The sequence below is a fragment of the Cupriavidus sp. H18C2 genome, from assembly GCF_049393795.1.
Taxonomy (GTDB): Bacteria; Pseudomonadota; Gammaproteobacteria; order Burkholderiales; family Burkholderiaceae; genus Cupriavidus; species Cupriavidus pauculus_C.
On sequence record NZ_CP186010.1, the window covers coordinates 193,303 to 218,928 of the forward strand.

Annotated in this window: 21 protein-coding genes and 1 pseudogene; 15 read left to right on the plus strand and 7 right to left on the minus strand. The window is 68.1% G+C overall.

Annotated elements, in window-relative coordinates:
• The first annotated feature begins 68 nt into the window (after positions 1–68).
• The 4 genes and pseudogenes from EPAKOI_RS00920 to EPAKOI_RS00935 all read left to right on the plus strand — a co-directional run bounded on the left by EPAKOI_RS00920 (position 69) and on the right by EPAKOI_RS00935 (position 4,448).
• Positions 69–1,160 (plus strand): quinone oxidoreductase family protein, encoded by a 1,092-nt coding sequence (locus EPAKOI_RS00920; protein ID WP_423192742.1) that lies wholly within the window; start codon positions 69–71, stop codon positions 1,158–1,160.
• Positions 1,049–1,294, plus strand: a pseudogene (locus tag EPAKOI_RS00925) (aminotransferase class III-fold pyridoxal phosphate-dependent enzyme); the annotation flags it as partial. The gene EPAKOI_RS00920 and the pseudogene EPAKOI_RS00925, both read left to right, overlap by 112 nt.
• A 31-nt stretch (positions 1,295–1,325) precedes the next feature.
• Positions 1,326–2,843, plus strand: a complete 1,518-nt coding sequence (locus tag EPAKOI_RS00930) for a CoA-acylating methylmalonate-semialdehyde dehydrogenase (protein ID WP_124682626.1) — start codon at positions 1,326–1,328, stop codon at positions 2,841–2,843.
• 195 nt (positions 2,844–3,038) lie between these two features.
• A complete protein-coding gene (locus EPAKOI_RS00935; RefSeq protein ID WP_124682625.1) occupies positions 3,039–4,448 on the plus strand; it encodes an amino acid permease in 1,410 nt (469 codons plus the stop codon).
• Here EPAKOI_RS00935 and EPAKOI_RS00940 read toward each other — a convergent pair whose 3' ends face one another.
• Positions 4,449–5,849, minus strand: coding sequence for a PLP-dependent aminotransferase family protein (locus EPAKOI_RS00940; protein ID WP_124682624.1), 1,401 nt, complete (start codon positions 5,847–5,849; stop codon positions 4,449–4,451).
• Between the two features lie 179 nt (positions 5,850–6,028).
• Between EPAKOI_RS00940 and EPAKOI_RS00945 the strand changes: the two genes are divergently transcribed.
• The 4 genes from EPAKOI_RS00945 (at position 6,029) to EPAKOI_RS00960 (ending at position 11,373) form a co-directional block, all read left to right on the plus strand.
• A complete protein-coding gene (locus EPAKOI_RS00945) occupies positions 6,029–6,367 on the plus strand; it encodes a DUF2917 domain-containing protein (RefSeq protein ID WP_423192743.1) in 339 nt (112 codons plus the stop codon).
• 284 nt (positions 6,368–6,651) lie between these two features.
• The gene (gene icmF / locus EPAKOI_RS00950) at positions 6,652–9,939 is read left to right on the plus strand and encodes a fused isobutyryl-CoA mutase/GTPase IcmF (protein ID WP_423192744.1); all 3,288 of its coding nucleotides are present in this window, start codon (positions 6,652–6,654) and stop codon (positions 9,937–9,939) included.
• A 100-nt stretch (positions 9,940–10,039) separates the two neighbouring features.
• Positions 10,040–10,471 carry an HIT family protein gene (locus EPAKOI_RS00955; protein WP_423192745.1) on the plus strand — a complete coding sequence of 144 codons (432 nt, stop codon included), beginning with the start codon at positions 10,040–10,042 and terminating at the stop codon, positions 10,469–10,471.
• 47 nt (positions 10,472–10,518) lie between these two features.
• Positions 10,519–11,373: a 3-hydroxybutyryl-CoA dehydrogenase gene (locus EPAKOI_RS00960; protein ID WP_313838984.1), complete on the plus strand. Its 855-nt coding sequence runs from the start codon at positions 10,519–10,521 to the stop codon at positions 11,371–11,373.
• A 166-nt stretch (positions 11,374–11,539) separates the two neighbouring features.
• Here EPAKOI_RS00960 and EPAKOI_RS00965 read toward each other — a convergent pair whose 3' ends face one another.
• Complete coding sequence (locus EPAKOI_RS00965; protein ID WP_423192746.1) at positions 11,540–12,220, minus strand: Crp/Fnr family transcriptional regulator; 681 nt, start codon at positions 12,218–12,220, stop codon at positions 11,540–11,542.
• 232 nt (positions 12,221–12,452) lie between these two features.
• Between EPAKOI_RS00965 and EPAKOI_RS00970 the strand changes: the two genes are divergently transcribed.
• The 7 genes from EPAKOI_RS00970 (at position 12,453) to EPAKOI_RS01000 (ending at position 20,951) form a co-directional block, all read left to right on the plus strand.
• Positions 12,453–14,417, plus strand: coding sequence for an AMP-binding protein (locus EPAKOI_RS00970; protein ID WP_423192747.1), 1,965 nt, complete (start codon positions 12,453–12,455; stop codon positions 14,415–14,417).
• 24 nt (positions 14,418–14,441) lie between these two features.
• Entirely contained in the window at positions 14,442–15,383 is a 942-nt protein-coding gene (locus EPAKOI_RS00975; RefSeq protein ID WP_423192748.1) for an ABC transporter ATP-binding protein, read from the plus strand.
• Between the two features lie 13 nt (positions 15,384–15,396).
• Positions 15,397–16,311, plus strand: a complete 915-nt coding sequence (locus EPAKOI_RS00980) for a branched-chain amino acid ABC transporter permease (RefSeq protein WP_124682616.1) — start codon at positions 15,397–15,399, stop codon at positions 16,309–16,311.
• Between the two features lie 12 nt (positions 16,312–16,323).
• Positions 16,324–17,400: a branched-chain amino acid ABC transporter permease gene (locus EPAKOI_RS00985; RefSeq protein ID WP_423192749.1), complete on the plus strand. Its 1,077-nt coding sequence runs from the start codon at positions 16,324–16,326 to the stop codon at positions 17,398–17,400.
• A gap of 48 nt (positions 17,401–17,448) precedes the next feature.
• Positions 17,449–18,786, plus strand: a complete 1,338-nt coding sequence (locus EPAKOI_RS00990) for an ABC transporter substrate-binding protein (protein ID WP_313838987.1) — start codon at positions 17,449–17,451, stop codon at positions 18,784–18,786.
• An 80-nt stretch (positions 18,787–18,866) separates the two neighbouring features.
• Positions 18,867–19,682, plus strand: coding sequence for an ABC transporter ATP-binding protein (locus tag EPAKOI_RS00995; protein WP_124682613.1), 816 nt, complete (start codon positions 18,867–18,869; stop codon positions 19,680–19,682).
• 18 nt (positions 19,683–19,700) lie between these two features.
• Positions 19,701–20,951: a phenylacetate--CoA ligase family protein gene (locus EPAKOI_RS01000; RefSeq protein WP_423192750.1), complete on the plus strand. Its 1,251-nt coding sequence runs from the start codon at positions 19,701–19,703 to the stop codon at positions 20,949–20,951.
• A gap of 1 nt (position 20,952) precedes the next feature.
• Here the strand turns inward: EPAKOI_RS01000 and EPAKOI_RS01005 are convergent, their stop codons facing one another.
• From EPAKOI_RS01005 to EPAKOI_RS01025, 5 genes are all read right to left on the minus strand, one after another.
• Complete coding sequence (locus EPAKOI_RS01005) at positions 20,953–21,423, minus strand: YbaN family protein (RefSeq protein WP_313838990.1); 471 nt, start codon at positions 21,421–21,423, stop codon at positions 20,953–20,955.
• Between the two features lie 27 nt (positions 21,424–21,450).
• Entirely contained in the window at positions 21,451–22,428 is a 978-nt protein-coding gene (locus EPAKOI_RS01010) for an NAD(P)H-dependent flavin oxidoreductase (RefSeq protein ID WP_124682611.1), read from the minus strand.
• Positions 22,429–22,862: 434 nt separating this feature from the next.
• Positions 22,863–24,056, minus strand: a complete 1,194-nt coding sequence (locus tag EPAKOI_RS01015) for a class I SAM-dependent rRNA methyltransferase (protein ID WP_124682610.1) — start codon at positions 24,054–24,056, stop codon at positions 22,863–22,865.
• Between the two features lie 4 nt (positions 24,057–24,060).
• Positions 24,061–24,369 carry a DUF493 family protein gene (locus tag EPAKOI_RS01020; protein ID WP_124682609.1) on the minus strand — a complete coding sequence of 103 codons (309 nt, stop codon included), beginning with the start codon at positions 24,367–24,369 and terminating at the stop codon, positions 24,061–24,063.
• Positions 24,370–24,385: 16 nt separating this feature from the next.
• Positions 24,386–25,591: a D-alanyl-D-alanine carboxypeptidase family protein gene (locus EPAKOI_RS01025; protein ID WP_124682608.1), complete on the minus strand. Its 1,206-nt coding sequence runs from the start codon at positions 25,589–25,591 to the stop codon at positions 24,386–24,388.
• Positions 25,592–25,626: the final 35 nt, after the last annotated feature.

The window sequence follows — 25,626 nt, forward strand, 5'->3', positions numbered from 1 at the left end:
CGGCCGGCAGGGATTCGCAAAAGCGTCAATAATCGGGCCTTCACTTTCTGCCAAATCGAGGAGACCCCATGCCAGCCACCGTCCGCGCCATCCGCCTCCACGAATTCGGCCTGCCGCAGGTCATGCGGCTGGAGAACGTCGAACTGCCCGAGCCAGTGCCCGGCGAGGCGCGCGTCCGGCATACCGCGATCGGCTTCAACTTCATCGACATCTACCAGCGCCGCGGCACGTACCCGCTGCCCGCCGGCACGGGCCTGGGCTTCGAGGCGGCCGGCGTGGTCGAGGCCGTGGGGCAAGGCGTGACCGACGTGGCCGTGGGCGATCGCGTGGCGTACATGAACGCGGGTTTGGGCGCCTATGCGGAGGGCCGCAACGTGGCCGTGGACCGGCTCGTGAAGCTGCCCGATGCCGTCAGCGACGAACAGGCCGCCGCCACGATCTTCAAGGGCATGACCGCGCAGTACCTGGTGCGCCATACCCACGCGGTCAAGCCCGGCGACACGGTGCTCGTGCATGCCGCCGCCGGCGGCGTGGGCCAGATCCTCAGCGGCTGGGCCAAGGCGCTGGGGGCGCGCGTGATCGGCACGGCGGGCTCGGCGGCCAAGTGCGAGCGTGCGAAGGCGGCTGGCTGCGACGTGGCCATCGACTACAGCCATGGCGACTGGGTCAAGCAGGTGCGCGATGCCACCGGCGGCCAGGGCGTGACCGTGGTCTACGACGCCGTGGGCAAGGACACCTTCCTGGGGTCGCTGGACTGCGCGCAGACCTTCGGCATGGTGGTGCTGTACGGCGCCGCGTCGGGCCCGGCGCCGGCCATCGAGCCCGAGCTGCTGAACAAGAAGGGCTGCCTGTTCCTGACGCGCCCGTCCGTGTTTCCGCACAACGCCGATACCGCGCGCTTCCGCGCCAATGCGAAGGACCTGTTCGACGCCATCGCGGCCGGCCACGTCAAGGTCGACATCGGCGCCCGCTTTCCGCTGGCCGACGTGGCGCGCGCCCACGAGGCGGCCGAGCGCCGCGAGACCACCGGCGCCATCCTGCTGCTGCCCTGCGCGACGCGCCGTTCGTCAAGGACATCCGCAACCTGGGGCTGGTGGCCGGCGTGGAGCTGGAATCGCGCCCCGGCGCGCCGGGCGCGCGCGCCTACGAGGCGTTCCTGAAATGCCTGGAGCTGGGCGTGCTGGTGCGCTACACCGGCGATATCCTGGCGTTCTCGCCGCCGCTGATCATTTCCGAGGCCGAGATCGACCAGCTCTTCGACACCGTCAGGCAGGCGCTGCAGAGCATCCAGTAAAGACCCGCCGGCACACCAGAGGAAGACCGCAGTGAACATCGCAGAAAACCGGCAGATCGCCGAAATCCATCACTACATCGGCGGCACCGTGCAGCGCGCGGGCGCCGACCGCTTTGCCGACGTGTTCAACCCGGCCACCGGCGCCGTGGCGGCCCGCGTGGCCATGGGCAGCACCGACGACGTGGCCGCCGCGGTGGCCGCCGCCAAGGCCGCCTGGCCGGCCTGGGCCGAGACGCCGCCGCTGCGCCGCGCGCGCATCCTGTTCAAGTTCAAGGAACTGCTGGACAAGCACCACGACGACCTGGCCGCGCTGATCACGCGCGAGCACGGCAAGGTGTTTTCCGACGCCCGCGGCGAGGTGACGCGCGGCATCGAGGTGGTGGAGTTTGCCTGCGGCATCCCGAACCTGCTCAAGACCGACTTCACCGACAACATCGGCGGCGGCATCGACAACTGGAACCTGCGCCAGCCGCTGGGCGTGGTGGCCGGCATCACGCCGTTCAACTTCCCGGTCATGGTGCCGATGTGGATGTTCCCGGTGGCGCTGGCCTGCGGCAACACGTTCGTGCTGAAGCCGTCGGAGCGCGACCCGTCGCCCAGCCTGCTGATTGCCGACCTGCTCAAGCAGGCCGGCCTGCCCGACGGCGTGTTCAACGTGGTGCAGGGCGACAAGGTGGCCGTCGACGCGCTGCTGGCCCACCCCGACGTGCAGGCGCTGTCGTTCGTCGGCTCCACGCCGATCGCCGAGTACATCTACACGGAAGGCACGAAGCACGGCAAGCGCGTGCAGGCGCTGGGCGGGGCCAAGAACCACCTGGTGGTGATGCCGGACGCGGACCTGGACCAGGCCGTGGACGCGCTGGTGGGCGCCGCCTACGGATCGGCCGGCGAGCGCTGCATGGCGATCTCGGTGGCGGTGGCCGTGGGCGACGTGGCCGACCGGCTGGTGCCGCGCCTGGCCGAGCGCGCCGCGTCGCTGAAGATCCGCAACGGCATGGAAGGCGACGCCGAGATGGGCCCGCTGGTCACGGCCGCGCACAAGGCCAAGGTCGAGGGCTATATCGCCCAGGGCGTGGCCGAGGGCGCCACGCTGGTGACCGACGGGCGCGGCCACAAGGTGGACGGTCACGAGAACGGCTTCTTCGTCGGCGGCACGTTGTTCGACAACGTCCGCCCGGACATGACGATCTACAGGGAAGAGATCTTCGGCCCGGTGCTGTCGGTGGTGCGCGTGCACGACTTTGCCGAGGCGGTGGACCTGATCAACGCCCACGAGTTCGGCAACGGCGTGTCGTGCTACACCAGCGATGGCGGCATCGCCCGCGCGTTCGCGCGCCAGATCCAGGTGGGCATGGTCGGCATCAACGTGCCGATCCCGGTGCCGATGGCGTGGCACTCGTTTGGCGGCTGGAAGCGCTCGCTGTTCGGCGACCACCACGCCTACGGCGAGGAAGGCGTGCGCTTCTACACGCGCTACAAGAGCGTGATGCAGCGCTGGCCGGACAGCATCGCCAAGGGCGCCGAGTTCACGATGCCGGTGGCGAAGTAGGGCGGCACCCTCCGCCCCGACCCAGCAAGCGCTCCCTCGTGGAGCGCTTTTTGTTGGCCGGCGGCCCCGTGTATCATCGCGCCCTCGCCGGCGGCCCCCGCCTTCCACGAGATGTGCGGTTCCGGCCGCCGGCGCGACTGGTACAACCTATAGTCAATGCACCCGATGCACCCGACTGACCGCCCGGAGCCCCTCATGAGCCTATTCCGCACCAAGAACATTGAATCGATGCTCGACGTCAGCGAGCACGACGGCTTGCGCAAGGTGCTGGGCCCCGTGGATCTGGTGCTGATGGGCATCGGCGCCATCATCGGCACCGGCATCTTCGTGCTGACCGGCACGGGCGCGCTGACGGCCGGGCCGGCGCTGACCGTGTCGTTCGTGATCGCGGCCATGGCCTGTGGCTTTGCAGCGTTGTGCTATGCAGAGTTTGCGTCGGCAATTCCTGTGTCCGGCTCGATCTACACCTACAGCTACGCCACGCTGGGCGAGATCGTCGCGTGGATGATCGGCTGGGACCTGCTGCTGGAATACGGGCTGGCCACGTCGGCCGTGTCGGTGGGCTGGTCGGGCTACTTCCAGTCGCTGATCGCCGGCTTCGGCATCCGGCTGCCGGCCGCGCTGACCGCCGCGCCGGGGGCGGTGCCGGGCGTGGAGACCGTGGTCAACCTGCCGGCCATCCTGATCATGCTGGCGATTACCTGGGTGGTGTCGTACGGCGTGCGCGAGTCGGCGCGGCTCAACAACGTGATGGTGGCGATCAAGGTGGGCGTGGTGCTGCTGTTCATCGCCGTGGGCGTCTGGCACGTGCAGCCGGCCAACTGGCAGCCGTTCGCGCCGTTCGGGCTGTCGGGCATCTTCAATGCGGCGGCGCTGGTGTTCTTCGCGTTCATCGGCTTCGATGCGGTGACGTCGGCCGCCGAGGAGGTGCGCAACCCCGGCCGCGACCTGCCGATCGGCATCGTCGGCTCGCTGGCGGTCTGCGCCATCCTGTACGTGGCCGTGTCGGCCATCATGACCGGCATCGTGCCGTTCGCCAAGTTCGCGGGCGTGGACCATCCGGTGTCGCTGGCGCTGCAGTACGCCGGGCAGAACTGGGTGGCCGGGTTTGTCGACCTGGGCGCCATCCTGGGCATGACCACGGTGATCCTGGTGATGACCTACGGCCAGACGCGCATCATCTTTGCGATGTCGCGCGACGGCCTGCTGCCCGAGAAGCTTTCCGAGGTGCATCCCGTCCACGCCACGCCGTTCAAGGCCACGTGGACCGTGGGCATCGTCTTTGCCACGATTGCCGGCTTCGTGCCGCTGAACGTGCTGGCCGAGCTGATCAACATCGGCACGCTGTCGGCGTTCACGCTGATCGCGGTGGCGACGCTGGTCCTGCGCCGCACCCATCCGCACCTGCCGCGCACGTTCCGCTGCCCCGGCGTGCCCGTGGTGCCCCTGCTGGCCGTGGCGTTCTGCGTGTTCCTGATGGCCCACCTGCAGGCGCTCACGTGGATCGCGTTCCTGTGCTGGCTGGCGCTGGGGCTGGTGGTCTACTTTGCCTACTCGCGCCGCAACGCCGTGCTGCACAACCACGGCGGCGACGCCCAGGGCTGATCAGCGGCGGCCCGCTTGCTCGAAGAACGCCCGCGAGCGCGGCTCGCCGGCATAGGCCGAATTGATGCGCACCCAGGCCGACGTCTCGCCGCCGGGCCGGAAGAAATGGCCCGGCGCCAGCGCGATGCCCTGGGTCTCGGCCATCGCCACCAGCTCGCGCGAATCGTCGATGCCGGGCGCGCGGGCCCACAGGAAGTTGCCGCCGGCCGGCTCGCAGAACACTTCCCAGCCGTACTGGCCCAGGATCTTGACCGCGCCGGCCGTCACCTCGCGCGTGCGCACGCGCAGCCGTTCCACGTACTTGCGGTAGGCGCCGCGCTCCAGCATCGCCGCCGTCACGGCTTCGGCAAAGTGCGATCCCGCCACGCTGGTCAGCACCTTCACGTCGATCAGGTCCTTGATCAGCGTCTTGTCCGCCACCAGGTACCCCACCCGCAGCGCCGCCGACACGGTCTTCGAGAAGCCGCCGATGTAGATCACGTGCTCAAGCTGGTCCAGCGTGGCCAGCCGGTCGGTGAAGTTGAGCTGGAAGTCCGAGAAGATGTCGTCCTCGACGAACCGGAAGTTGTGCCGCCGCGCCAGTTCCAGCAGCCGGAACGCGACCGGCGGCGACAGCGTGGAGCCGGTGGGGTTCTGCAGCACGCTGTTGGTGAAGAACAGCTTGGGCTTGTGGTCGCGCAGCAGCCGCTCGCAGGCTTCGGGGTCGGGCCCGTTCGGCGTGTGCGGCACGCCCACCAGCTGCACGCCGTGCATGCGCAGCAGGCCGAACAGGTTGTAGTAGCCGGGGTCCTCGACGAACACCGTGTCGCCGGGCTTGAGCAGGTGGCGCACGATCAGGTCCAGCGCCTGGCTGGCGCCCGAGGTGATCAGCACCTGCGTCAGGTCGGCCTCGATGCCCACCTGGCGCACGCGCGTCAGCACGTGCTTGCGCAGCGCCGGGTGGCCCAGCGGCGTGGCGTAGTGGATCACGCTGTCGATGTCATGCCGCGTGATGTGGCGGATGGCCTGCGTCAGGCCCTCCACGTCGCGCCATTCCTCGGGCACGAACCCGCCGGCCAGCTTCAGCATGCCGCTGGGGTGGTGGAACTGGTCGATGATGTGCTCGGACAGGTCCTCGGCCAGGCTCGGGTCCGACCAGCCCCGGCCCTGCCGCCCGGTCAGCGCGCTCTCCGCCACGTAGAAGCCCGAGCCCTGGCGCGAATCGACCAGCCCCTGCGACACCAGCCGGTCGTACGCCTCGATGACCGGGAAGCGGCTGATCCGGTGCTCGGCGGCCAGCGCGCGGATCGATGGCAGGCGCGCGCCGGGCGCGGCCTCGCGGGAGCTGATCCACGTCTTCACGCCCAGCACGATCTGCTCGGTCAGCGGGACGCCCGTGGATGGGTCGATTACGAGTTGCATAAGTGACGGGGGCGGCAAGTGTCAGTCGAAACTACTGAACAGTCCAACGAAAACTGTTCGGAACTGTGCATGGGATTGTAGTCGCCGCCGTGGATAAATGTGGCCATGGCGCAGCGCCCCCTAATCCGCCCGATCCCTTGATCCAGAGCGGCTGCGCCGGGCAAGGCAAGGAGACACCGATGCGTGAACTCAGGACATTCGAACTCGACGAAACCGGCCGGCCGGTGGGCTGGCGCGCCCGCCACGGCCAGAGCGTGACCGCGCTGGAAGGCAGCCTGTGGCTGACCGTGGAAGGCCATCCGCGCGATATCTGGCTGCGCGCCGGCGATACCCACGTGCTGACCGAAGGCGACCGCGTCTGGCTGTCGGCCGACGGCGGCGCCGCGCGCTTCCAGCTTGCCGAGACGCCGGCGCCGTGGTCGCTGCGCCGGGCGGTATTCGTCATCCGCCAACTGGCGCGCCGCTGGGGCGAACGCAAGACCGACGCCTTCGGCGACTGCCCGCGCGTGCACGCCTGACCCCGGCGCGCCGCCCGCCACCCCCGCTTTCTCCTGGGATCCGGAACCGCCATCCCGCCTGCGCCGACCTCCCGCGGCGCAGGGGCGGTCTCCGGGCCCTTCTGCTCCGTACCCCGCTGTGAGACGATGCCGGCAGAGACGATCGGTGCTTACCCGCGTCCCTGGACTTACGTTAACGTAAACGTCATATAATCGTCCGGCCCCTGTGAGCGCGGTCGCCAGAACCGCCGGCACGCCAGCCAGCCACACCGGGCAGCCAGCCACATAACAGAGCGGTGGAGACAATGACTGATCTTTCGGATGTGAGCAGGACGGCGGCCGCCCGGCCGCAGGCGGCGCAGGCCGGCGGCCCGGCCAACAAGGTGCGCTTTGTCACCGCGGCGTCGTTGTTCGACGGCCACGACGCGTCGATCAACATCATGCGGCGCATCCTGCAGTCGCACGGTTGCGAGGTCATCCACCTGGGCCACAACCGGTCCGTGCACGAGGTGGTCACCGCCGCGCTGCAGGAGGACGTGCAGGGCATCGCCATCTCCAGCTACCAGGGCGGCCACGTCGAATACTTCCAGTACATGATCGATATGCTGCGCGAGCACGGCGGCGAGCACATCCAGGTGTTCGGCGGCGGTGGCGGCGTGATCGTGCCGGACGAGATCCGCGCGCTGCAGGCGTACGGCGTGGCGCGCATCTACAGCCCCGAGGACGGCCAGCGCATGGGCCTGGCGGGCATGATCGCCGACATGGTGCAGCGCTGCGACATCGACCTGACGCGCTACGCGCCGGCCACGCTCGACCCCGTGTCGCAAGGCGACCGCCGCGCGCTGGCCCAGCTCATCACCGCGCTGGAAAACGGCCAGGCCGCCCCCGGCCTGGTTGGCGCGCTGCACGACGCCGCGCGGGCCGCCACCACGCCGGTGCTGGGCATCACGGGCACGGGCGGCGCGGGCAAGTCGTCGCTGACCGACGAGCTGATCCGCCGCTTCCGGCTGGACCAGCACGACGCGCTGTCGATCGCCGTGATCTCGATCGACCCGTCGCGGCGCAAGTCGGGCGGGGCGCTGCTGGGCGACCGCATCCGCATGAACGCGATCAACCACCCGAACATCTTCATGCGGTCGCTGGCCACGCGCGAGGCCGGCTCGGAAATCTCGCAGGCGCTGCCGGACGTGATTGCCGCGTGCAAGGCGGCCCGCTTCGACCTGGTGATCGTGGAGACGTCGGGCATCGGGCAGGGCGACGCGGCCATCGTGCCGCACGTGGACCTGTCGCTGTACGTGATGACGCCCGAGTTTGGCGCGGCCAGTCAGCTAGAAAAGATCGACATGCTCGACTTTGCCGATTTCGTGGCGATCAACAAGTTCGACCGCAAGGGCGCCCACGACGCCTGGCGCGACGTGGCCAAGCAGGTGCAGCGCAACCGCGAGCAATGGCACAGCAAGGCCGAGGACATGCCGGTCTACGGCACCCAGGCATCGCGCTTCAACGATGACGGCGTGACCATGCTGTACCAGGGGCTGGCGCAGGCGCTGGCCGGGCACGGGCTGGCGCTGCAGCCGGGCGGCCTGCCCAGGCTGGCCGGGCGTATTTCCACGGGCCAGAACGTGATCGTGCCGCCGGCGCGCAGCCGCTACCTGGCGGAGCTGGCCGATACGGTGCGCGCCTACCATCGCCGCGTGGCCGAGCAGAGCCGGCTGGCCCGCGAGCGCCAGCAACTGCGCGCGGCGCGCGGCATGCTCAAGGCGTCGGGCAGCGATGCCGACGGCGGCGCGCTGGAATCGCTCGCCGGCGAGCGCGACGCCGCGCTGGGCGCCGTCGAGCGCAAGCTGCTGGCCATGTGGCCACAGATGCAGGCGGCCTACGGCGGCGACGAGTACATCGTAAAAATACGAGACAAGGAGCTGCGCACGGGGCTGGTCACCACCACGCTGTCGGGCACGAAGATCCGCAAGGTGGTGCTGCCGCGCTTCGAGGACGACGGCGAGATCCTGAAATGGCTGATGCGCGAGAACGTGCCGGGCAGCTTTCCGTACACGGCCGGCGTATTCGCGTTCAAGCGCGAGGGCGAGGACCCCACGCGCATGTTCGCGGGCGAAGGCGACGCGTTCCGGACCAACCGGCGCTTCAAGCTCGTCTCCGAGGGCATGGACGCCAAGCGGCTGTCCACCGCGTTCGACTCGGTCACGCTGTACGGCGAGGACCCGCACGAGCGGCCGGACATCTACGGCAAGGTGGGCAACTCGGGCGTGTCGATCGCCACGCTCGACGACATGAAGGTGCTCTACGACGGCTTTGACCTGACCAGCCCCAGCACGTCGGTGTCGATGACGATCAACGGCCCGGCGCCCACCATCCTGGCGATGTTCATGAACACCGCCATCGACCAGAATCTGGACAAATTCCGATCCGACAACGGCCGCGAGCCGACCGCGGACGAGGAATCGAAGATCCGCGCCTGGGTGCTGCAGAACGTGCGCGGCACGGTGCAGGCCGACATCCTCAAGGAGGACCAGGGCCAGAACACGCGCATCTTCAGCACCGAGTTCTCGCTGAAGGTGATGGGCGACATCCAGGCGTACTTCGTGCACCACCAGGTGCGCAACTTCTACTCGGTGTCGATCTCCGGGTACCACATCGCCGAGGCCGGCGCCAACCCGATCTCGCAGCTTGCGTTCACGCTGGCCAACGGCTTCACCTACGTGGAGACGTACCTGGCGCGCGGCATGCACGTGGACGACTTTGCGCCGAACCTGTCGTTCTTCTTCTCGAACGGCATGGACCCCGAGTACAGCGTGCTGGGCCGCGTGGCGCGCCGCATCTGGGCCGTGACGATGCGCGACAAGTACGGCGCCAACGAGCGCAGCCAGAAGCTCAAGTACCACATCCAGACGTCGGGCCGGTCGCTGCACGCGCAGGAGATCGACTTCAACGACATCCGCACGACGCTGCAGGCGCTGATTGCCATCTACGACAACTGCAACTCGCTGCACACCAACGCCTATGACGAGGCGATCACCACGCCCACGGCCGAATCGGTGCGCCGGGCGCTGGCGATCCAGCTCATCATCAACCGCGAGTGGGGCGTGGCCCGCTGCGAGAACCCGAACCAGGGCAGTTTCCTGATCGAGGAACTGACCGACCTCGTGGAAGAGGCCGTGCTGCAGGAGTTCGAGCGCATTGCCGAACGCGGCGGCGTGCTGGGCGCGATGGAGACCGGCTACCAGCGCGGCAAGATCCAGGAGGAATCGCTGTATTACGAGCAGCTCAAGCACGACGGCACGCTGCCGATCATCGGCGTGAACACATTCCGCAACCCGAATGGCGACCCGACGCCACAATCGCTGGAACTGGCGCGGTCCAGCGAGGACGAGAAGCAGAGCCAGCTTGCCCGCCTGGCGGAATTCCATGCGCGCCATGCCGGTGACGCGCCCGCCATGCTGGACCGCCTGCGCCAGGCCGTGATCGACAACGGCAATGTCTTCGCGGTGCTGATGGACGCGGTGCGCGTGTGCTCGCTGGGGCAGATCACGCACGCGCTGTTCGAGGTGGGCGGGCAGTACCGGCGCAACATGTAGGCGGAAATCGCGCGGGCGGGTGGTTCACGCGGCGGGACGCTGGGGCTAAACTCGGCGTTTCCGCACGTCCCTCCCGAACCGCGAACTTCGTAAAACCGCCATGCAATCCGAGTACGACAGCCAGAATATCTTTGCCCGCATCCTGCGCGGCGAACTTCCCAGCTTCAAGGTGTACGAGGACGCCGACACGATCGCGTTCCTGGACATCATGCCGCAGTCCGACGGCCACACGCTGGTGGTGCCCAAGGAGGCCGCCGTGGACCTGTTCGGCCTGTCCGAGGCCGGCGCCGCCGCCGCCATCCGCACCACGCAGATCGTGGCGCGCGCGGTGCGCGAAACCTTCGCGCCCGACGGCATCGTCATCAGCCAGTTCAACGGCGCCGCCGCCGGCCAGACCGTGCCGCACGTGCACTTCCACATCGTGCCGCGCTACGCCAGCCAGGCCCTGCGCGGCCACGCCCGCGAGCAGGCCAGCATGGACGTGCTCAAGGCGCACGCCGAGCGGCTGGCCGCCACGCTGGCGAAGCGGTAATCCGATCCGAATCCGTTACAACCCTCCGATAGAGCAAGGAAGCAGTCATGGCAATCAAGACAGTAGGCATCGTGGGTGCCGGCACGATGGGCAATGGCATTGCGCAGGCGTGCGCGGTGGTGGGGCTCGATGTGGTGATGGTCGACATCAGCGACGCCGCCGTGCAAAAGGGCATCGCCACGGTGGCGGGCAGCCTGGACCGCCTGATCAAGAAGGAAAAGGCCACCGAGGCCGACAAGGCGGCAGCGCTGGCCCGTATCCAGGGCAGCACGTCGTATGACGACCTGAAGCGCGCCGACATCGTCATCGAGGCCGCCACCGAGAACTACGATCTCAAGGTCAAGATCCTGAAGCAGATCGACGCAATCGCCGGGCCGAACGTGATCATCGCGTCGAACACGTCGTCGATCTCGATCACCAAGCTGGCGGCGGTGACGTCGCGCGCGGACCGTTTCATCGGCATGCATTTCTTCAACCCGGTGCCGCTGATGGCGCTGGTGGAACTGATCCGCGGCCTGCAGACCAGCGACGCGGCCCACGCCGACGTGGAGGCGCTGGCGCGGCAGCTCGGCAAGTACCCGATCACGGTGAAGAACAGCCCCGGCTTCGTGGTCAACCGCATCCTCTGCCCGATGATCAACGAGGCGTTCTGCGTGCTGGGCGAGGGCCTGGCGTCGCCCGAGGAAATCGACGAAGGCATGAAGCTCGGCTGCAACCACCCCATCGGCCCGCTGGCCCTGGCCGACATGATCGGCCTGGACACGATGCTGGCCGTGATGGAAGTGCTCTACACCGAGTTCGCCGACCCGAAATACCGCCCGGCCATGCTGATGCGCGAAATGGTGGCGGCGGGATACCTGGGGCGGAAGACGGGGCGCGGGGTGTACGTGTACTCGAAGTAAGCCGGGTTTCCTGGTTTTCTCCTCTCTCCCGCAAGGCGGGAGAGAGGCCGGGGGAGAGGGTGAGGCGGTGCAAGCTGCCACCGTGGCAGCTGGGGACGCCGGCCCTCACCCCCAACCCCTCTCCCGCGCGCGGGAGAGGGGAGCAGAACCCGGCAAGTACACACCGCTACTCCCCATACTGCCGCAGCCCCTCCAGGTCGAGCACGTCGATCACGCCGTAGTCCACGCGCACCAGCCCCTGTTGTTCCAGCACCTTGAGCGCCTGGTTGGCGCGCTGGCGCGAGATGCCGGCCAGCAGGCCGATTTCTTCCTGCGAGATTTCCAGCGTCGATCCGATGCCCGGGTACAGGTGTTCGTTGAACAGCGACGACACCGCGCGCGCCACGCGCGAATCGATGTCGCGCAGCCGCTCGTACTCCACTGCCGCGATGAACTGCCCCAGGCGCTCGTTGAACTGCATCAGCAGGAAGCGCGTGAACGGCAGGCTGGTATCCAGCAACCACTGAAAAGTCTCGCGCGGGACGAAAGCGATACGTGACCGGCGCAGCGCCATCACGTCGTACTTGCGGATTTCCTGCTTGAGCACGGCGCCTTCGCCGAACCAGCCGCCGGTGGGCACGCCGGTGAACGTGACGGACTTGCCCGACGGCGACACCGTGGTGATCTTGACGATGCCTTCAACCACGCCCAGCCAGTGCTCGGCCATTTCACCCTTGTGACAGACGTAGTCGCCCTGTGCGTACTCGCGCACGGTGGCCACGCGCTTGACGCGGTCGCGCTGGTCGGGGCTCAGGTCGACGGCCCAGGCGCAGCGGTCGATGAAGTCGTGGCACGAAGCGTTGGACATGGGGCTCCCGTAGGGATTAACCCGGAATTGTCGCCGGCGCGACAACCGGGGGAAAAGGCATCGGCTATCTTACGATCACACGGAACCGGCCCTGCCAGCAATCCTCACCCAACCAGGCAAGGCGGGCGTGACGCGGTGCGGCAACCCCGCGAAACGCCCAGTATAGACACCGGTCTGGCGGCTTGATACCCGGCATGGCCCCTACGCCATCCGCAGGGGAGAGGAGACAGCGATGCAGGACACGTCGGCAACGACCTTCCCGCGATGGCTGCAGGCGCATGCCCTGCAGCGGCCAGACCATCCGGCCTATCGCGAAAAGGACCTCGGCATCTGGCAGACCTATAGCTGGTCGCAGGCGGCGGCGGAAGTGCGCGCGCTGGCGTGCGGGCTGGCCGCGCTGGGTTTCCGCCGGGGCATGAACCTGGCCGTGGTTGGCGACAACCGCCCCCGCCTGTACTGGGCGATGACCGCCGCGCAGGCGCTGGGCGGCGTGCCGGTGCCGCTGCACCAGGACGCCATCGCGGGCGAGATGGTCTACGTGCTGGACGATGCCGAGATCGAGTTCGCCATCGTCGAGGACCAGGAGCAGGTGGACAAGCTGCTGGAAGTTGAGGCGCAGCTCGCCACGCGCGGCCGCACCGTGCGCCACCTTATCTACGAAGACCCGCGCGGCCTGCGTGACTACGATCACCCGTCGCTGCTGTCGTACGAGCGCGTGCAGGAGCTTGGCCGCGAGTACGACCGCGCCAACCCTGGCTTCTACGACGCGCAGGTGCAGGCCGGCCAGCCCGACGACACCGCGATCATCCTCTATACGTCCGGCACCACCGGCAAGCCCAAGGGCGTGTGCCACGCGCACGCGGGCCTGATCGGCGCGGCGCGCAACGGCTGCCAGTTCGACGGGCTGGGACCGGACGACGACGTGCTGTCGTACCTGCCGATGGCCTGGGTGGGCGACAACCTGTTCTCCTACGCGCAGGCGATGGTGGCCGGCTTCACGGTCAACTGCCCGGAGTCGCGCGAGACCGTGATGACCGACCTGCGCGAGATCGGCCCGACCTACTACTTCGCGCCGCCGCGCATCTACGAGGGGCTGCTCACGCAGGTGATGATCCGCATGGAGGACGCGGGCTGGCTCAAGCGCAAGCTGTTTGACTGGGCGATGGGCGTGGCGCGCCGCTGCGGCGCCGACATCCTCGACGGCCGGCCGGTGTCCGCGCCAGACCGCCTGCGCTACGCGCTGGGCGAGGCGCTGATCTACGGCCCGCTGCGCAACGTGCTGGGCATGAGCCGCATCCGCGTGGGCTACACGGCCGGCGAGGCCATCGGCCCGGACCTGTTCCGCTTCTACCGCTCCATCGGCATCAACCTCAAGCAGTTCTACGGCCAGACCGAGACCTGCGCGTACGTGTGCCTGCAGCCGGACGGCCAGGTCAAGTTCGATTCCGTGGGCCCGGCCGCGCCCGGCATGGAGATCCGCATTGCCGACAACGGCGAGGTGCTGGTGCGCGGCGTGGGCCTGCTCAAGGCGTACTACAAGCGCGACGACGCCACGCGCGAGGCAATCAACGACGAGGGCTACTTCATGACCGGCGACGCCGGCGTGATCGACGCCGACGGCCACCTGAAGATCATCGACCGCGCCAAGGACGTCGGCAAGCTGGCCGACGGATCGATGTTCGCGCCCAAGTACATCGAGAACAAGCTCAAGTTCTTCCCGTACATCAAGGAAGCCGTGGCGTTCGGCACGGACCGCGACCGCGTCTGCGCGTTCATCAACATCGATTTCGATGCCGTGGGCAACTGGGCCGAGCGCCGGCACCTGCCGTACGCGGGCTACGTGGACCTGGCGGCCCAGCCGGAGGTCATCGCCATGATCGCCGAGTGCGTGGAGCAGGTGAACGCCGACCTGGCGGCCGACGCGATGCTGGCCGGCTCGCAGGTGGCGCGCTTCCTGATCCTGCACAAGGAGCTGGACCCCGACGACGACGAACTCACGCGCACGCGCAAGGTGCGGCGCGGGTTCATCGCCGAGAAGTACGCCGTGCTGGTGGACGCCTTGTACGCGGGCAAGCCGGAACAGTTCATCGACACGCGCGTGAAGTTCGAGGACGGCCGCGAAGGCAGCGTGTCGGCCACGTTGAAGCTGGTTGACGTCAAGCGCTTCCCGCCCGTGGGCGGGGCGCGCGCGGCCTGAGCCATGGGACAGGGAGAAGCACAGATGACGGCAACCCGGACAGCATGGCAGGGCGGCATGGCGCGCGTGGACGCCGCGGGCACGATGGTCCCGCCCGGCGCGATCAGCCCGGCCGGGCATACGGAAGGCGCGCCCGGCGACGGCCCGCGCCCCGGCGACGCGCACCGCGCGGACACCACCTCGCAGGCCCGCATGCGCGGCGACGTGATCCTGGACCTGCAGAACATCTCGCTGTCGTTTGGCGGGGTGAAGGCGCTGACCGATATCTCGTTCGACGTCTGCGAGCACGAGATCCGCGCCATCATCGGCCCCAACGGCGCGGGCAAGAGTTCGATGCTGAACGTGATCAACGGCGTCTACCACCCGCAGCAGGGCCGCATCGTGTTCCGGGGCGAGGAGCGTCGGCAGATGCACCCCACCGCCGCGGCGCGCCAGGGCATTGCGCGCACGTTCCAGAACATCGCGCTGTTCAAGGGCATGACCGTGCTGGACAACATCATGACCGGCCGCAACACGCAGTTCCGCACCGGCCTGTTCGCCCACGCGCTCTGGTGGGGGCCGGCGCGGGCCGAGGAGGTGCGCCACCGCCGCAAGGTGGAGGAAGTGATCGACTTCCTGGAGATCCAGGCCATCCGCAAGACGCCGGTGGGCCGGCTGCCGTACGGGCTGCAGAAGCGCGTGGAGCTGGCGCGCGCGCTGGCGGCCGAGCCGTCGATGCTGCTGCTGGACGAGCCGATGGCCGGCATGAACGTCGAGGAAAAGCAGGACATGTGCCGCTTCATCCTGGACGTCAACCACCAGTTCGGCACGACCATCGTGCTGATCGAGCACGACATGGGCGTGGTGATGGACGTCTCCGACCGCGTCGTGGTGCTGGACTACGGCAAGAAGATCGGCGACGGCACGCCCGACGAGGTCAAGTCGAACCCCGACGTGATCAAGGCCTACCTGGGCACCTCGCACTGAAAGGCCACGGACCATGACCTTCTTCTTCGAAATCCTGATCGGCGGCCTGCTGTCGGGCCTGATGTACTCGCTGGTGGCGCTGGGCTTCGTGCTGATCTACAAGGCGTCCGGGGTATTCAACTTTGCCCAGGGCGCGATGGTCTACTTTGCCGCGCTGGCCGTGGTGGGGCTGATGGACAAGGGCATGCCGATGTGGGCGGCCGTGATCGGCGCGTTCATCGTCATGATCGTGGTGGGCATGAGCACCGAGCGGTTCGTGCTGCGCAAGCTGGTCAACCAGCCGCCGATCACGCTGTTCATGGCCACCATCGGCCTGTCGTTCTTCCTGGAGGGGCTGGGGCCGCTGCTGTTCGGCAACGAGGTGCGGCCGATCCAGCTTGGCATCGTCGACGAACCGATCGAGTCGATCCTGACGCGCTTCAACATCGTCATCTCCAAGTTCGACCTGGCCGCCGCGCTGATCGCGGCCGTGCTGGTGGCGGTGCTGGCGCTGTTCTTCCAGTACACCAAGGTGGGCCGCGCGCTGCGGGCCGTGGCCGACGACCACCAGGCGGCGCTGTCGCTGGGCATTCCGCTGCAGAACATCTGGGCCATCGTCTGGGGCGTGGCGGGCTTTGTCGCGCTGGTGGCGGGCATGCTGTGGGGGTCGCGCAACGGCGTGCAGTTCGCGCTGACGCTGACCGCGCTCAAGGCGCTGCCGGTGCTGATCCTGGGCGGCTTCACGTCGGTGCCGGGCGCCATCGTCGGCGGGCTGATCATCGGCGCGTCCGAGAAGCTGGCCGAGATCTACATCCCGCCCGTGTTCCAGTCGATGTTCGGCGGCAACTTCGGGGGGATCGAGGGCTGGTTCCCGTATGTGTTTGCGTTGCTGTTCCTGCTCGTGCGGCCCGAAGGGCTGTTCGGCGAGAAGCATATCGACCGCGTCTGACGGAGGCCCAAGATGCTCTACCGCGAATCCGGCCAGTTCAAGACGAGCTACGTTGCCGACAGCCAGATCTTCCCGATCCGGCAAGATCGTATTTTCTTTGGTTTGCTGATGGCGGTGGCGTTCGTCGTCATCCCGTTCACGGGCAGCGAGTACTGGTTCAGCGCCATCCTGACGCCGTTCCTGATCTTCTCGCTGGCGGCGCTGGGGCTGAACATCCTGACCGGCTACGCGGGGCAGCTCTCGCTGGGCACGGCGGCGTTCATGGCCGTGGGCGCCTACGCCGCGTACAACTTCCAGTTGCGCATCGAGGGTATCCCGGTGCTGCTGACGTTCATCCTGGCGGGGCTGTCGGCGGCGCTGGTGGGCGTGGCGTTCGGGCTGCCGTCGCTGCGGATCAAGGGCTTCTACCTGGCCGTGGCCACGCTGGCGGCGCAGTTCTTCGTGGTCTGGGCGCTGACCAAGTTCCCGTGGCTGTCCAACAACAGCTCGTCGGGCGTGATCACGGCGCAGCGGCTGGACCTGTTCGGGCTGCCGATCGACACGCCGGTCCGCAAGTACCTGTTCGTGCTGGCCATCGTCACGGTGCTGGCAATGGTGGCCAAGAACCTCGTGCGCTCGGCCACGGGCCGCGCCTGGATGGCCGTGCGCGACATGGACGTGGCGGCCGAGGTGATCGGCATCCCGCTGATGCGCACCAAGCTGCTGGCCTTCGCGGTCAGTTCCTTCTACTGCGGCGTGGCCGGCGCGCTGTACGCGTTCTGCTACCTGGGATCGGTGGAGCCGGACGGCTTCTCGCTGGACCTGTCGTTCCGCATCCTGTTCATGATCATCATCGGCGGCGTGGGCAGCATCCTGGGGTCGTTCCTGGGCGCGGCGTTCATCCTGCTGCTGCCGATCTTCCTGGACAACGTGCTGCCGGCGCTGGCCGCGCTGCTGCACCTGCCGTTCACGAACGCAACAGTCTCGCACATCCAGCTCATGGTGTTCGGCGGGCTGATCATCTTCTTCCTGATCGTCGAGCCACATGGCCTGGCCCGGCTCTGGCAGATCGCCAAGGAAAAGCTGCGCCTCTGGCCATTCCCGCACTAACCGTAGACGTACCCATCACAACGCCCGTCCGAGGCGAAGGAGACTGTCATGACAACCGTGTTCCGCAACATGCAGCGCGCCGCCTTGGTGGTCAGCGTCGCCGCTGCCCTGCTGGCGCCCGCGCTGCCGGCGCTGGCCCAGGCCAACGAGCAGTTCGTGGCGCTGCCCAGCTACCGCGTGGGGCCGTACGGGGCCAACGGGCAGTCGTTCTATGGCGGGTTCGTCGACTACCTGAACTACGTCAACCTGAAGGACGGCGGCGTGGGCGGCGTGAAGCTGGCCTGGGAAGAGTGCGAGACCGAGTACAACAACGCCAAGGGCGTGGAGTGCTACGAGCGGCTCAAGGCCAAGAACGCCCAGAGCAAGGGCACGGCCTACCACACGATGTCGACCGGCATCTCGTACGCGCTGGTCGACAAGACCGCCGCCGACAAGGTGCCGCTGGTGATGATGGGCTACGGCCGCACCGACGCCGTGGACGGCTCGGTCTTCCCGTATGCGTTCCCGCTGGTCACCACGTACCAGATGCAGGTGTCGGCCATCGTCAAGTACCTGGCGTCGAAGAGCGGCGGGTCGCTGGCGGGCAAGAAGATCGTCTACCTGTACCACGACTCGGCCTACGGCAAGGAGCCCATCGTGGCGCTGCAGGCCGAGGCCAGGCTGGGCAAGTTCAACCTGGTCGAGATCCCGGTGGCGCACCCTGGCAACGAGCAGGGCGCCCAGTGGCTCAAGATCCGCCAGGAAAACCCCGACTACGTGATCTTCTGGGGCTGGGGCGTGATGAACCAGACCGCGCTGAAGGCCGCGCAGAAGGTGGGCTTCTCGCGCGAGAAGATGATCGGCTCGTGGTGGGCCGGGTCCGAGGAAGACACCGTGCCGGCCGGCGACGCCGCCAAGGGCTACATGAGCGCCACCTGGAACGTGGCCGGCAAGTCGGTGCCGGTGATTGCCGACATCGAGAAGGTGGTCTACGGCGCCAACAAGGGCAACATGCAGGACCGCAACAAGGTGGGCTCGGTGCTCTACAACCGCGGGGTGTCGGCGGCCGTGGTGACCGTCGAGGCCATCCGCGTGGCGCAAGCCAGGTTCGGCAAGGGCAAGGTCATGACCGGCGACGAGATGCGCTGGGCGTTCGAGAACCTGAATCTGACCAACGCGCGGCTGCAGCAGCTTGGCGCCACGGGCCTGCTGCCCGAGATCAAGACAAGTTGCGACAACCACGAGGGCTCGGGCAAGGTGAAGATCCAGCAGTGGGACGGCACCAAGTGGGTCACGGTGTCCGACTGGATCGAGGGCAACAAGAACCTGATCCACCCGCTGTTCAAGGCCACCGCCGCGCAGTACGCGAAGGAAAAGGGCATCACGCCGGCGTGCGCCAAGTCGTAGGCGTCGATGTGATCCTGGCTGCCGCCTCGCGCCCGCAGGTCGGGCGAGGGGCGGCAATCCAAAGATAGGGACGAAGAACCATGACCCTCCTCTCGGTCAACAACATCGAGGTCATCTACGACCACGTGATCCTGGTGCTCAAGGGCGTGTCGCTCGATGTGCCAGAGGGCCGCATCGTGGCGCTGCTTGGCGCCAACGGGGCGGGCAAGACCACCACGCTCAAGGCGATCTCCAACCTGCTGCACGCCGAGCGCGGCGACGTCACCAAGGGCTCCATCGAGTACCGCGGCCAGCGCGTGGACCAGCTCACGCCGAACGACCTGGTCCGGCGCGGCGTGATCCAGGTGATGGAGGGCCGACACTGCTTTGCCCACCTGACCATCGAGGAAAACCTGCTGACCGGCGCCTACACGCGCGGGCTGTCCCGTGGCCAGACGCGCGACGAACTGGAAAAGATCTACGCCTACTTTCCGCGCCTGAAGACGCGCCGCAAGTCGCAGGCCGGCTACACGTCGGGCGGCGAACAGCAGATGTGCGCCATCGGCCGCGCCATGATGGCGAAGCCGGCGATGATCCTGCTGGACGAGCCGTCGATGGGCCTGGCGCCGCAGATCGTCGAGGAAATCTTCGAGATCGTGCGCGACCTGAACACGCGCGAGCGGGTCAGCTTCCTGCTGGCCGAACAGAACACGATGGTGGCGCTGCGCTACGCGGACTACGGCTACATCCTGGAGAACGGCCGCGTGGTGATGGATGGCGACGCCGAGTCGCTGCGCACCAACGAGGACGTCAAGGAGTTCTACCTGGGCGTGGCCGCCAACGACGCCGAAGGCGCGCCGCGCAAGTCGTTCCGCGACGTCAAGAGCTATCGCCGCCGCAAGCGCTGGCTGGCCTGAACCTCCGGGGGCACCGACATGGCTGATTATTTCGATTTGCTGGAAACGCGCGCGCCCGCCGAGCGCGAGGCCGCGCTGCTGGCCGCCGTGGCCCGCCAGGTGGCCCACGCCCAGGCCCACGCGCCGTACTTTGCCGAAGTGCTGTGCGACATCGACGCCCGGGACATCGGCTCGCGCCAGGCGCTGGCGCAACTGCCCGTCACCCGCAAGTCCGATCTGACCGCGCGCCAGCGCCGGGCGCCGCCGCTGGGCGGGCTCAACGCCACGCCGCTGGGCGGCCTGCGCCATATCTTCCAGTCGCCGGGGCCGATCCACGAGCCCGACGGCCACGGCGCCGACTGGTGGCGCACCGCGCGCGCCATGTTCGCGGCCGGCTTCCGGTCGGGCGAACTGGTCTACAACACGTTCTCGTACCACTTCACGCCGGCCGGGATGATGATGGAAGCCGGCGCGCACCGGCTGGGCTGCTGCGTGTTCCCGGCCGGGGTGGGGCAGACCGAGTCGCAGGTGCAGGCGCTGGCCGCGCTGCAGCCCACCGCCTACGCGGGCACGCCGTCGTTCCTGAAGCTGCTGATCGAGCGGGGCGAGGAACTGGGCCAGCCGTGCACGAGCCTGTCGAAGGCGCTGGTGTCGGGCGAAGCCTGCCCGCCCGCGCTGCGCGGCTGGCTGCGCGACCACGGCGTCACGGCGCGGCAGATGTACGGCACGGCCGACGTCGGGCTGATCGCGTTCGAGACCGACGGCGGCGACGGCTGGGTGGTCGACGAAGGCGTGCTGGTGGAGATCGTCGAACCCGGCGGCAGCCAGCCGATGCCCGAGGGCGAGGTGGGCGAGGTGGTGGTCACGGTGCTGGGCAACGGCGACTACCCGCTGATCCGCTTCGGCACCGGCGACCTGTCGGCCATCGTCGCCGATTCCGCGCAGCGCGCCAGCCCCTGCGGACGCACCAATATCCGGCTCAAGGGCTGGCTGGGGCGGGCCGACCAGACCACCAAGGTCAAGGGCATGTTCGTCCATCCGGGGCAGGTGGCCGATGTGGTGCGGCGCCATCCCGAGATCCGCGCGGCGCGACTCGTGGTGACTGGCACCGTGGGCGCCGACGTGATGACGCTGCACTGCGACGCGACGCGCGACGACGAGGGCCTGGCGCGCGCCGTGGCCGAGTCGATGCGCGAGGTCATGCGGCTGCGCGGCGAGGTACGTTTCGTGGCGGCGGGATCGCTGCCGCAGGACGGCCGGTCCATCGAGGACGCGCGCCGCTACGACTGAATCAGGACTGGGAAGACGAGCGGTCGGCCGCCTGCGGATAGCCGCCCGGCGGCCGCGTGGGCAGGCGCACCATCCAGACCGTCACGCCGATGCCGATGGCGATCAGCGTCAGCGACGACACGGGCCGGGCGCGCAGCAGCCACGCCGTGATGCCCATCGACGTCCACATCATCGACAGCGCCAGGCATTTTGCCCGGAACGGGATGCTGCGGTGGGCCTGCCAGTCGCGCACCAGCGGCCCGAAGCGCTCGTGCGTGATCAGCCAGTTGTGGAATTTTTCCGAGCCCCGCGCAAAGCAGGCGGCGGCCAGCAGCACGAACGGCGTGGTCGGCAGCAGCGGCAGGAAGATGCCGATGAAACCGAGCACGAGGCTGATGGCGCCGCACGTCACCCAGAACGCGCGGATCACGCGCTCGCGGTGCGTGATCGATTCTGGCGGGCGGGTCGATGGGGCGGGGTCGGGCAGCGGCAACGGTTCAGGGCAAGGGCGCGGACGGCCCTATGCTACCAGCCCCAGCCGCGCCCGCGCCGCATCGTACTCGGCCTTCATGCGCGCCACGATCTCGCCGGCGGTGGGAATGTCGTGGATCTGGCCCACGCCCTGGCCGGCGCCCCAGATGTCCTTCCACGCCTTGGCCTTGGAGCTGCCGCTGGAGAAATCCATCTTGCTCTTGTCGGCCACGGGCAGGTCGTCCGGGTTCAGGCCCGAATTGACGATGCTTTCGCGGATGTAGTTGCCGTGCACGCCCGTGAACAGGTTCGTGTAGATGATGTCCGACGCCGCCGAGCTGGTGATCGACTGCTTGTACGCGTCGCTTGCGTGCCCTTCCTGCGAGGCGATGAAGCGGGTGCCCACGTAAGCAAAGTCGGCGCCCATGGCCTGCGCGGCCAGCACGGCGTCGCCGGTGGCAATCGAGCCCGACAGCGCGATGGGGCCGTCGAAGATCTTGCGCACCTCGCCCACCAGCGCGAACGGCGACAGCGTGCCGGCATGGCCGCCGGCGCCGGCCGCCACCAGGATCAGGCCATCCACGCCGGCCTCGATGGCCTTCTCGGCGTGGCGGATGCTGATGACGTCGTGCAGCACGATGCCGCCGTAGCTGTGCACGGCGTCGATCATCTCCTTGACCGGCGCGCGCAGCGACGTGATGAAGATCGGCACCTTGTGCTCCACGCAGACCTTCACGTCGTGCTCCAGCCGCGCGTTGGACGCATGCACGATCTGGTTCACGGCCACCGGCCCCACCGGCTTGCCGGGGTTGGCCGCGCGGAACGCCGCCAGTTCGTCGCCGATCTGCGTCAGCCACTCGTCCAGCAACTCGGCCGGCCGCGCGTTCAGCGCCGGGAACGACCCGACGATGCCGGCCTTGCACTGCGCCAGCACCAGTTCCGGATAGCTGACGATGAACATCGGCGACGCGATGACGGGCAGGGCCAGGTTCTGCAGGGCCGGCGGAATATGTTTGGCGGCAGGCATGGAGGTCTCCTCAACTCTCTTCGAAATGCACGGTCGTTCGATTATAGGGAGTTTCCGCCGGCGTGGACGGGGGTAGAGGCAAGGGTCTATGGGCCGGGCATCGCCGGTCCCGCCACCCTGGCTCCCCTCTCCCGCCTGCGGGAGAGGGGTTGGGGGAGAGGGCGTCGAGGCTCTGCTTGCCGACCTGTGGCAATTGGCACCGCCGGCCCTCTCCCCCGGCCCCTCTCCCGCGCGCGGGAGAGGGGAGGCAACAAGGCGCGATCAGCTTGCCCCACGCCCAAAAAAAACCCCGCTGCAAGAGCGGGGTGATTACCACGAAGACTGATAAGAAGAGACGGTCAGGCACCTGCCAATGCCTTACCGCGAGACGAATGTTAGAGGGCGTATGTGACCACCAGAAGACAGTTCCGAGGCAGTTCCGGTAAATCCGGGGCTCAGACCTTCTCCAGCAGCAGGCCCTTCAGGTATTCGCCTTCGGGGAAGGCTGCCGACATCGGGTGGTCGGTGCCCGCCGACAGCCGGCGCAGGATGCGGGCATCGGCGCGGGCGTCGGTGGCGGCGCCGGCCACGATCTTCTGGAACAGCTCCATGCTGATGGCGCCCGAGCACGAGTACGTGAACAGCAGGCCGCCCGGCCGCAGCAGCTGCATGCCCACAAGGTTGATCTCCTTGTAGGCCCGCGCGGCGCGGTCGATGTGCTGGGCCGATGGCGCGAACTTGGGCGGGTCCAGCACGATCAGGTCGAACTGGCGGCCCTCGGCGCGGAATTCGCGCAGCGTCTTGAAGACGTCGGCGTCCAGCCACGTGGCCCGGTCCGGGTCGAAGCCGTTCAGCGTCACGTTGCCGGCGGCAATCTTCAGCGCCTCGCCCGACGAATCGATCGACGTGACCGCCTTCGCGCCGCCGCGCAGCGCGGCCAGCGAGAAGCCGCCCGTGTAGCAGAAGCAGTTCAGCACCTCGCGGCCCTCGGCCAGGTCGCCCACCAGCTTGCGGTTGTCGCGCTGGTCGACGTAGAAGCCGGTCTTGTGGCCGTTGCGCACGTCCACGTAGTAGCGCACGCCGTGTTCGGTCACCGACAACTGCGGGTCCGGTTCGGCGCCGGCCAGCACGCCGGTCACCAGCTCCAGGCCCTCGCGCTGGCGCACGGCGGCGTCGGAGCGCTCGTAGACGTTCGGGCAGCCCGTTTCCTTGACCAGCGCCTGCACCAGCGCGTCCTTCCACTGCTCCACGCCGGCGGCGTTGAACTGGCAGACGAGCTGGCCGGTCTCGCCCTGGCCGTAGTAGTCGACGATCAGGCCCGGCAGGCGGTCCGATTCGCCGAACACCAGGCGCACGGCGTCGGTGTCGCGCACCCAGCGCTTGCGGTGCGCCATGGCGGCCGCCACGCGGCGCTTGAACATGGCGTGGTCCACCGGCTCGTTCTCGTCGAAGGTCCACACGCGCGCGCGGATCTGCGACTCCGGGCTGTAGGCGCCGCGCGCCAGGAATCGGCCGTCCGCGCTGCGGATGACCACGGTGGCGCCCGGCTCGCAGCGGCCCTCGGTGGAGGCGATGCCCGTGGCGTAGACCCACGGATGGCGCCGCAGCAAGGACTTTTCCTTGCCCGGCTTCAGGGTGATGACGTTCATGTGGCTACAGCACCACCTTGACCATCGGGTGCGACGTCAGCGCGCGGTACACGCTGTCCAGGTGGTCGCGGCTGGTGACCCAGACAGTCACGGTCAGCCCCAGGTAGTTGCCGTTGCGGGACGGGCGCATCTCCATCTTGCCGGCGTGGAAGTTCGGGTCGAACTCCTGCAGCAGCGTCACGATGGCCTCGGCAAAGCCGTCCTGCATCGCGCCCATGACCTTGATGGGGAAATCGCTCGGATATTCGATCAGCGACTGCTCGGGCGGGATGTCGCCCGGGATCAGCGGACCGTCTTTGGAATCTGTCGTCATGTCAGCACCTGAGGCGTTACTTGCGCTTGAACCAGAGGCGGATCGTATCCCACAGCCGGCCGAAGAAGCCGGCCTCGGGCACTTCTTCCAGCGCCACCACGGGGAATTCGCCCACCTTGTTGTTGCCGTCCATCAGCTTGACCGTGCCCACCTGCTGGCCGGCCGCGATCGGGGCGATCAGCAGCTCCTGGCGCTCCAGCACCGGCTTCAGGCGCCCGCCCGTGCCCTTGGGCACCGTGACGAACGTCTCGTTGGCCACGCCGATCTTGACCGTGCTAGCGCGGCCCTTGTAGATGTCGGGCGTGGCCAGCACCTGGCCCTTGTCGTACAGGCGCAGCGTGTCGAAGAACTGGAAGCCGTAGTTCAGGATCTTCAGGCTTTCCTGCGTGCGGATCTGCTCGGACGCCGTGCCGATCACGATCGACACCAGGCGGCGCTGGCCGTTCGGCACGTTGGCCAGCGGGCGCTGGGCCGACGAGATCAGGCAGTAGCCGGCGGACTTGGTGTGGCCGGTCTTCACGCCGTCCACGGTCGGGTCGATGTACAGCAGGCGGTTGCGGTTGGGCTGCCTGATCTTGTTATAGGTGAACTCCTTCTGCGAGTACATCGCGTAGTACTCGGGGAAGTCCTTGATCAGGCGCGTGGTCAGCGTGGCCAGGTCCACCGCCGTGGTGTAGTGGTTCGGGTCGGGCACGCCGTCGGTGTTGGTGAAGTGCGTGCCCTTCATGCCCATGCGCTGGGCCTCGCGGTTCATCATCGCGACAAAGCCGTCCTCGGACCCGCCCACGGCCTCGGCCAGCGCCAGCGCGGCGTCGTTGCCCGACTGCACGATCAGGCCCAGCAGCAGGTCGTTGACGGTGACCGGCTTGCCGGCCTCGATGAACATGCGCGACTCATCGCTTTTGACCTTGCGCACGATCTCGGTGGGCGTCACGGTCTGGTCCAGCGTCAGGCGCTTTTCCTTGAGCGCCTCGAACGCCAGGTAGGCGGTCATCAGCTTGGTCAGCGACGCGGGCTCGATGCGCAAGTCGGCGTTCTGGGCGGCCAGGGCCTGGCCGCTGGTCACGTCGTACAGCATCCAGGACTTGGCGGCCACCTGCGGCATCGGCACGCCCTGCGCCAGCACGGCGGCGGGGGCGGCGGCAAGCGCGGCGGCGAGCGTCGCGGCAACGGCGACGGGAGCAAGGGCGGATGCGAAGTGCGGCGTGGCTCTGTTCAGCATATGCGGTTATCCAACGAGAAAAAGAGAAGCGCGGG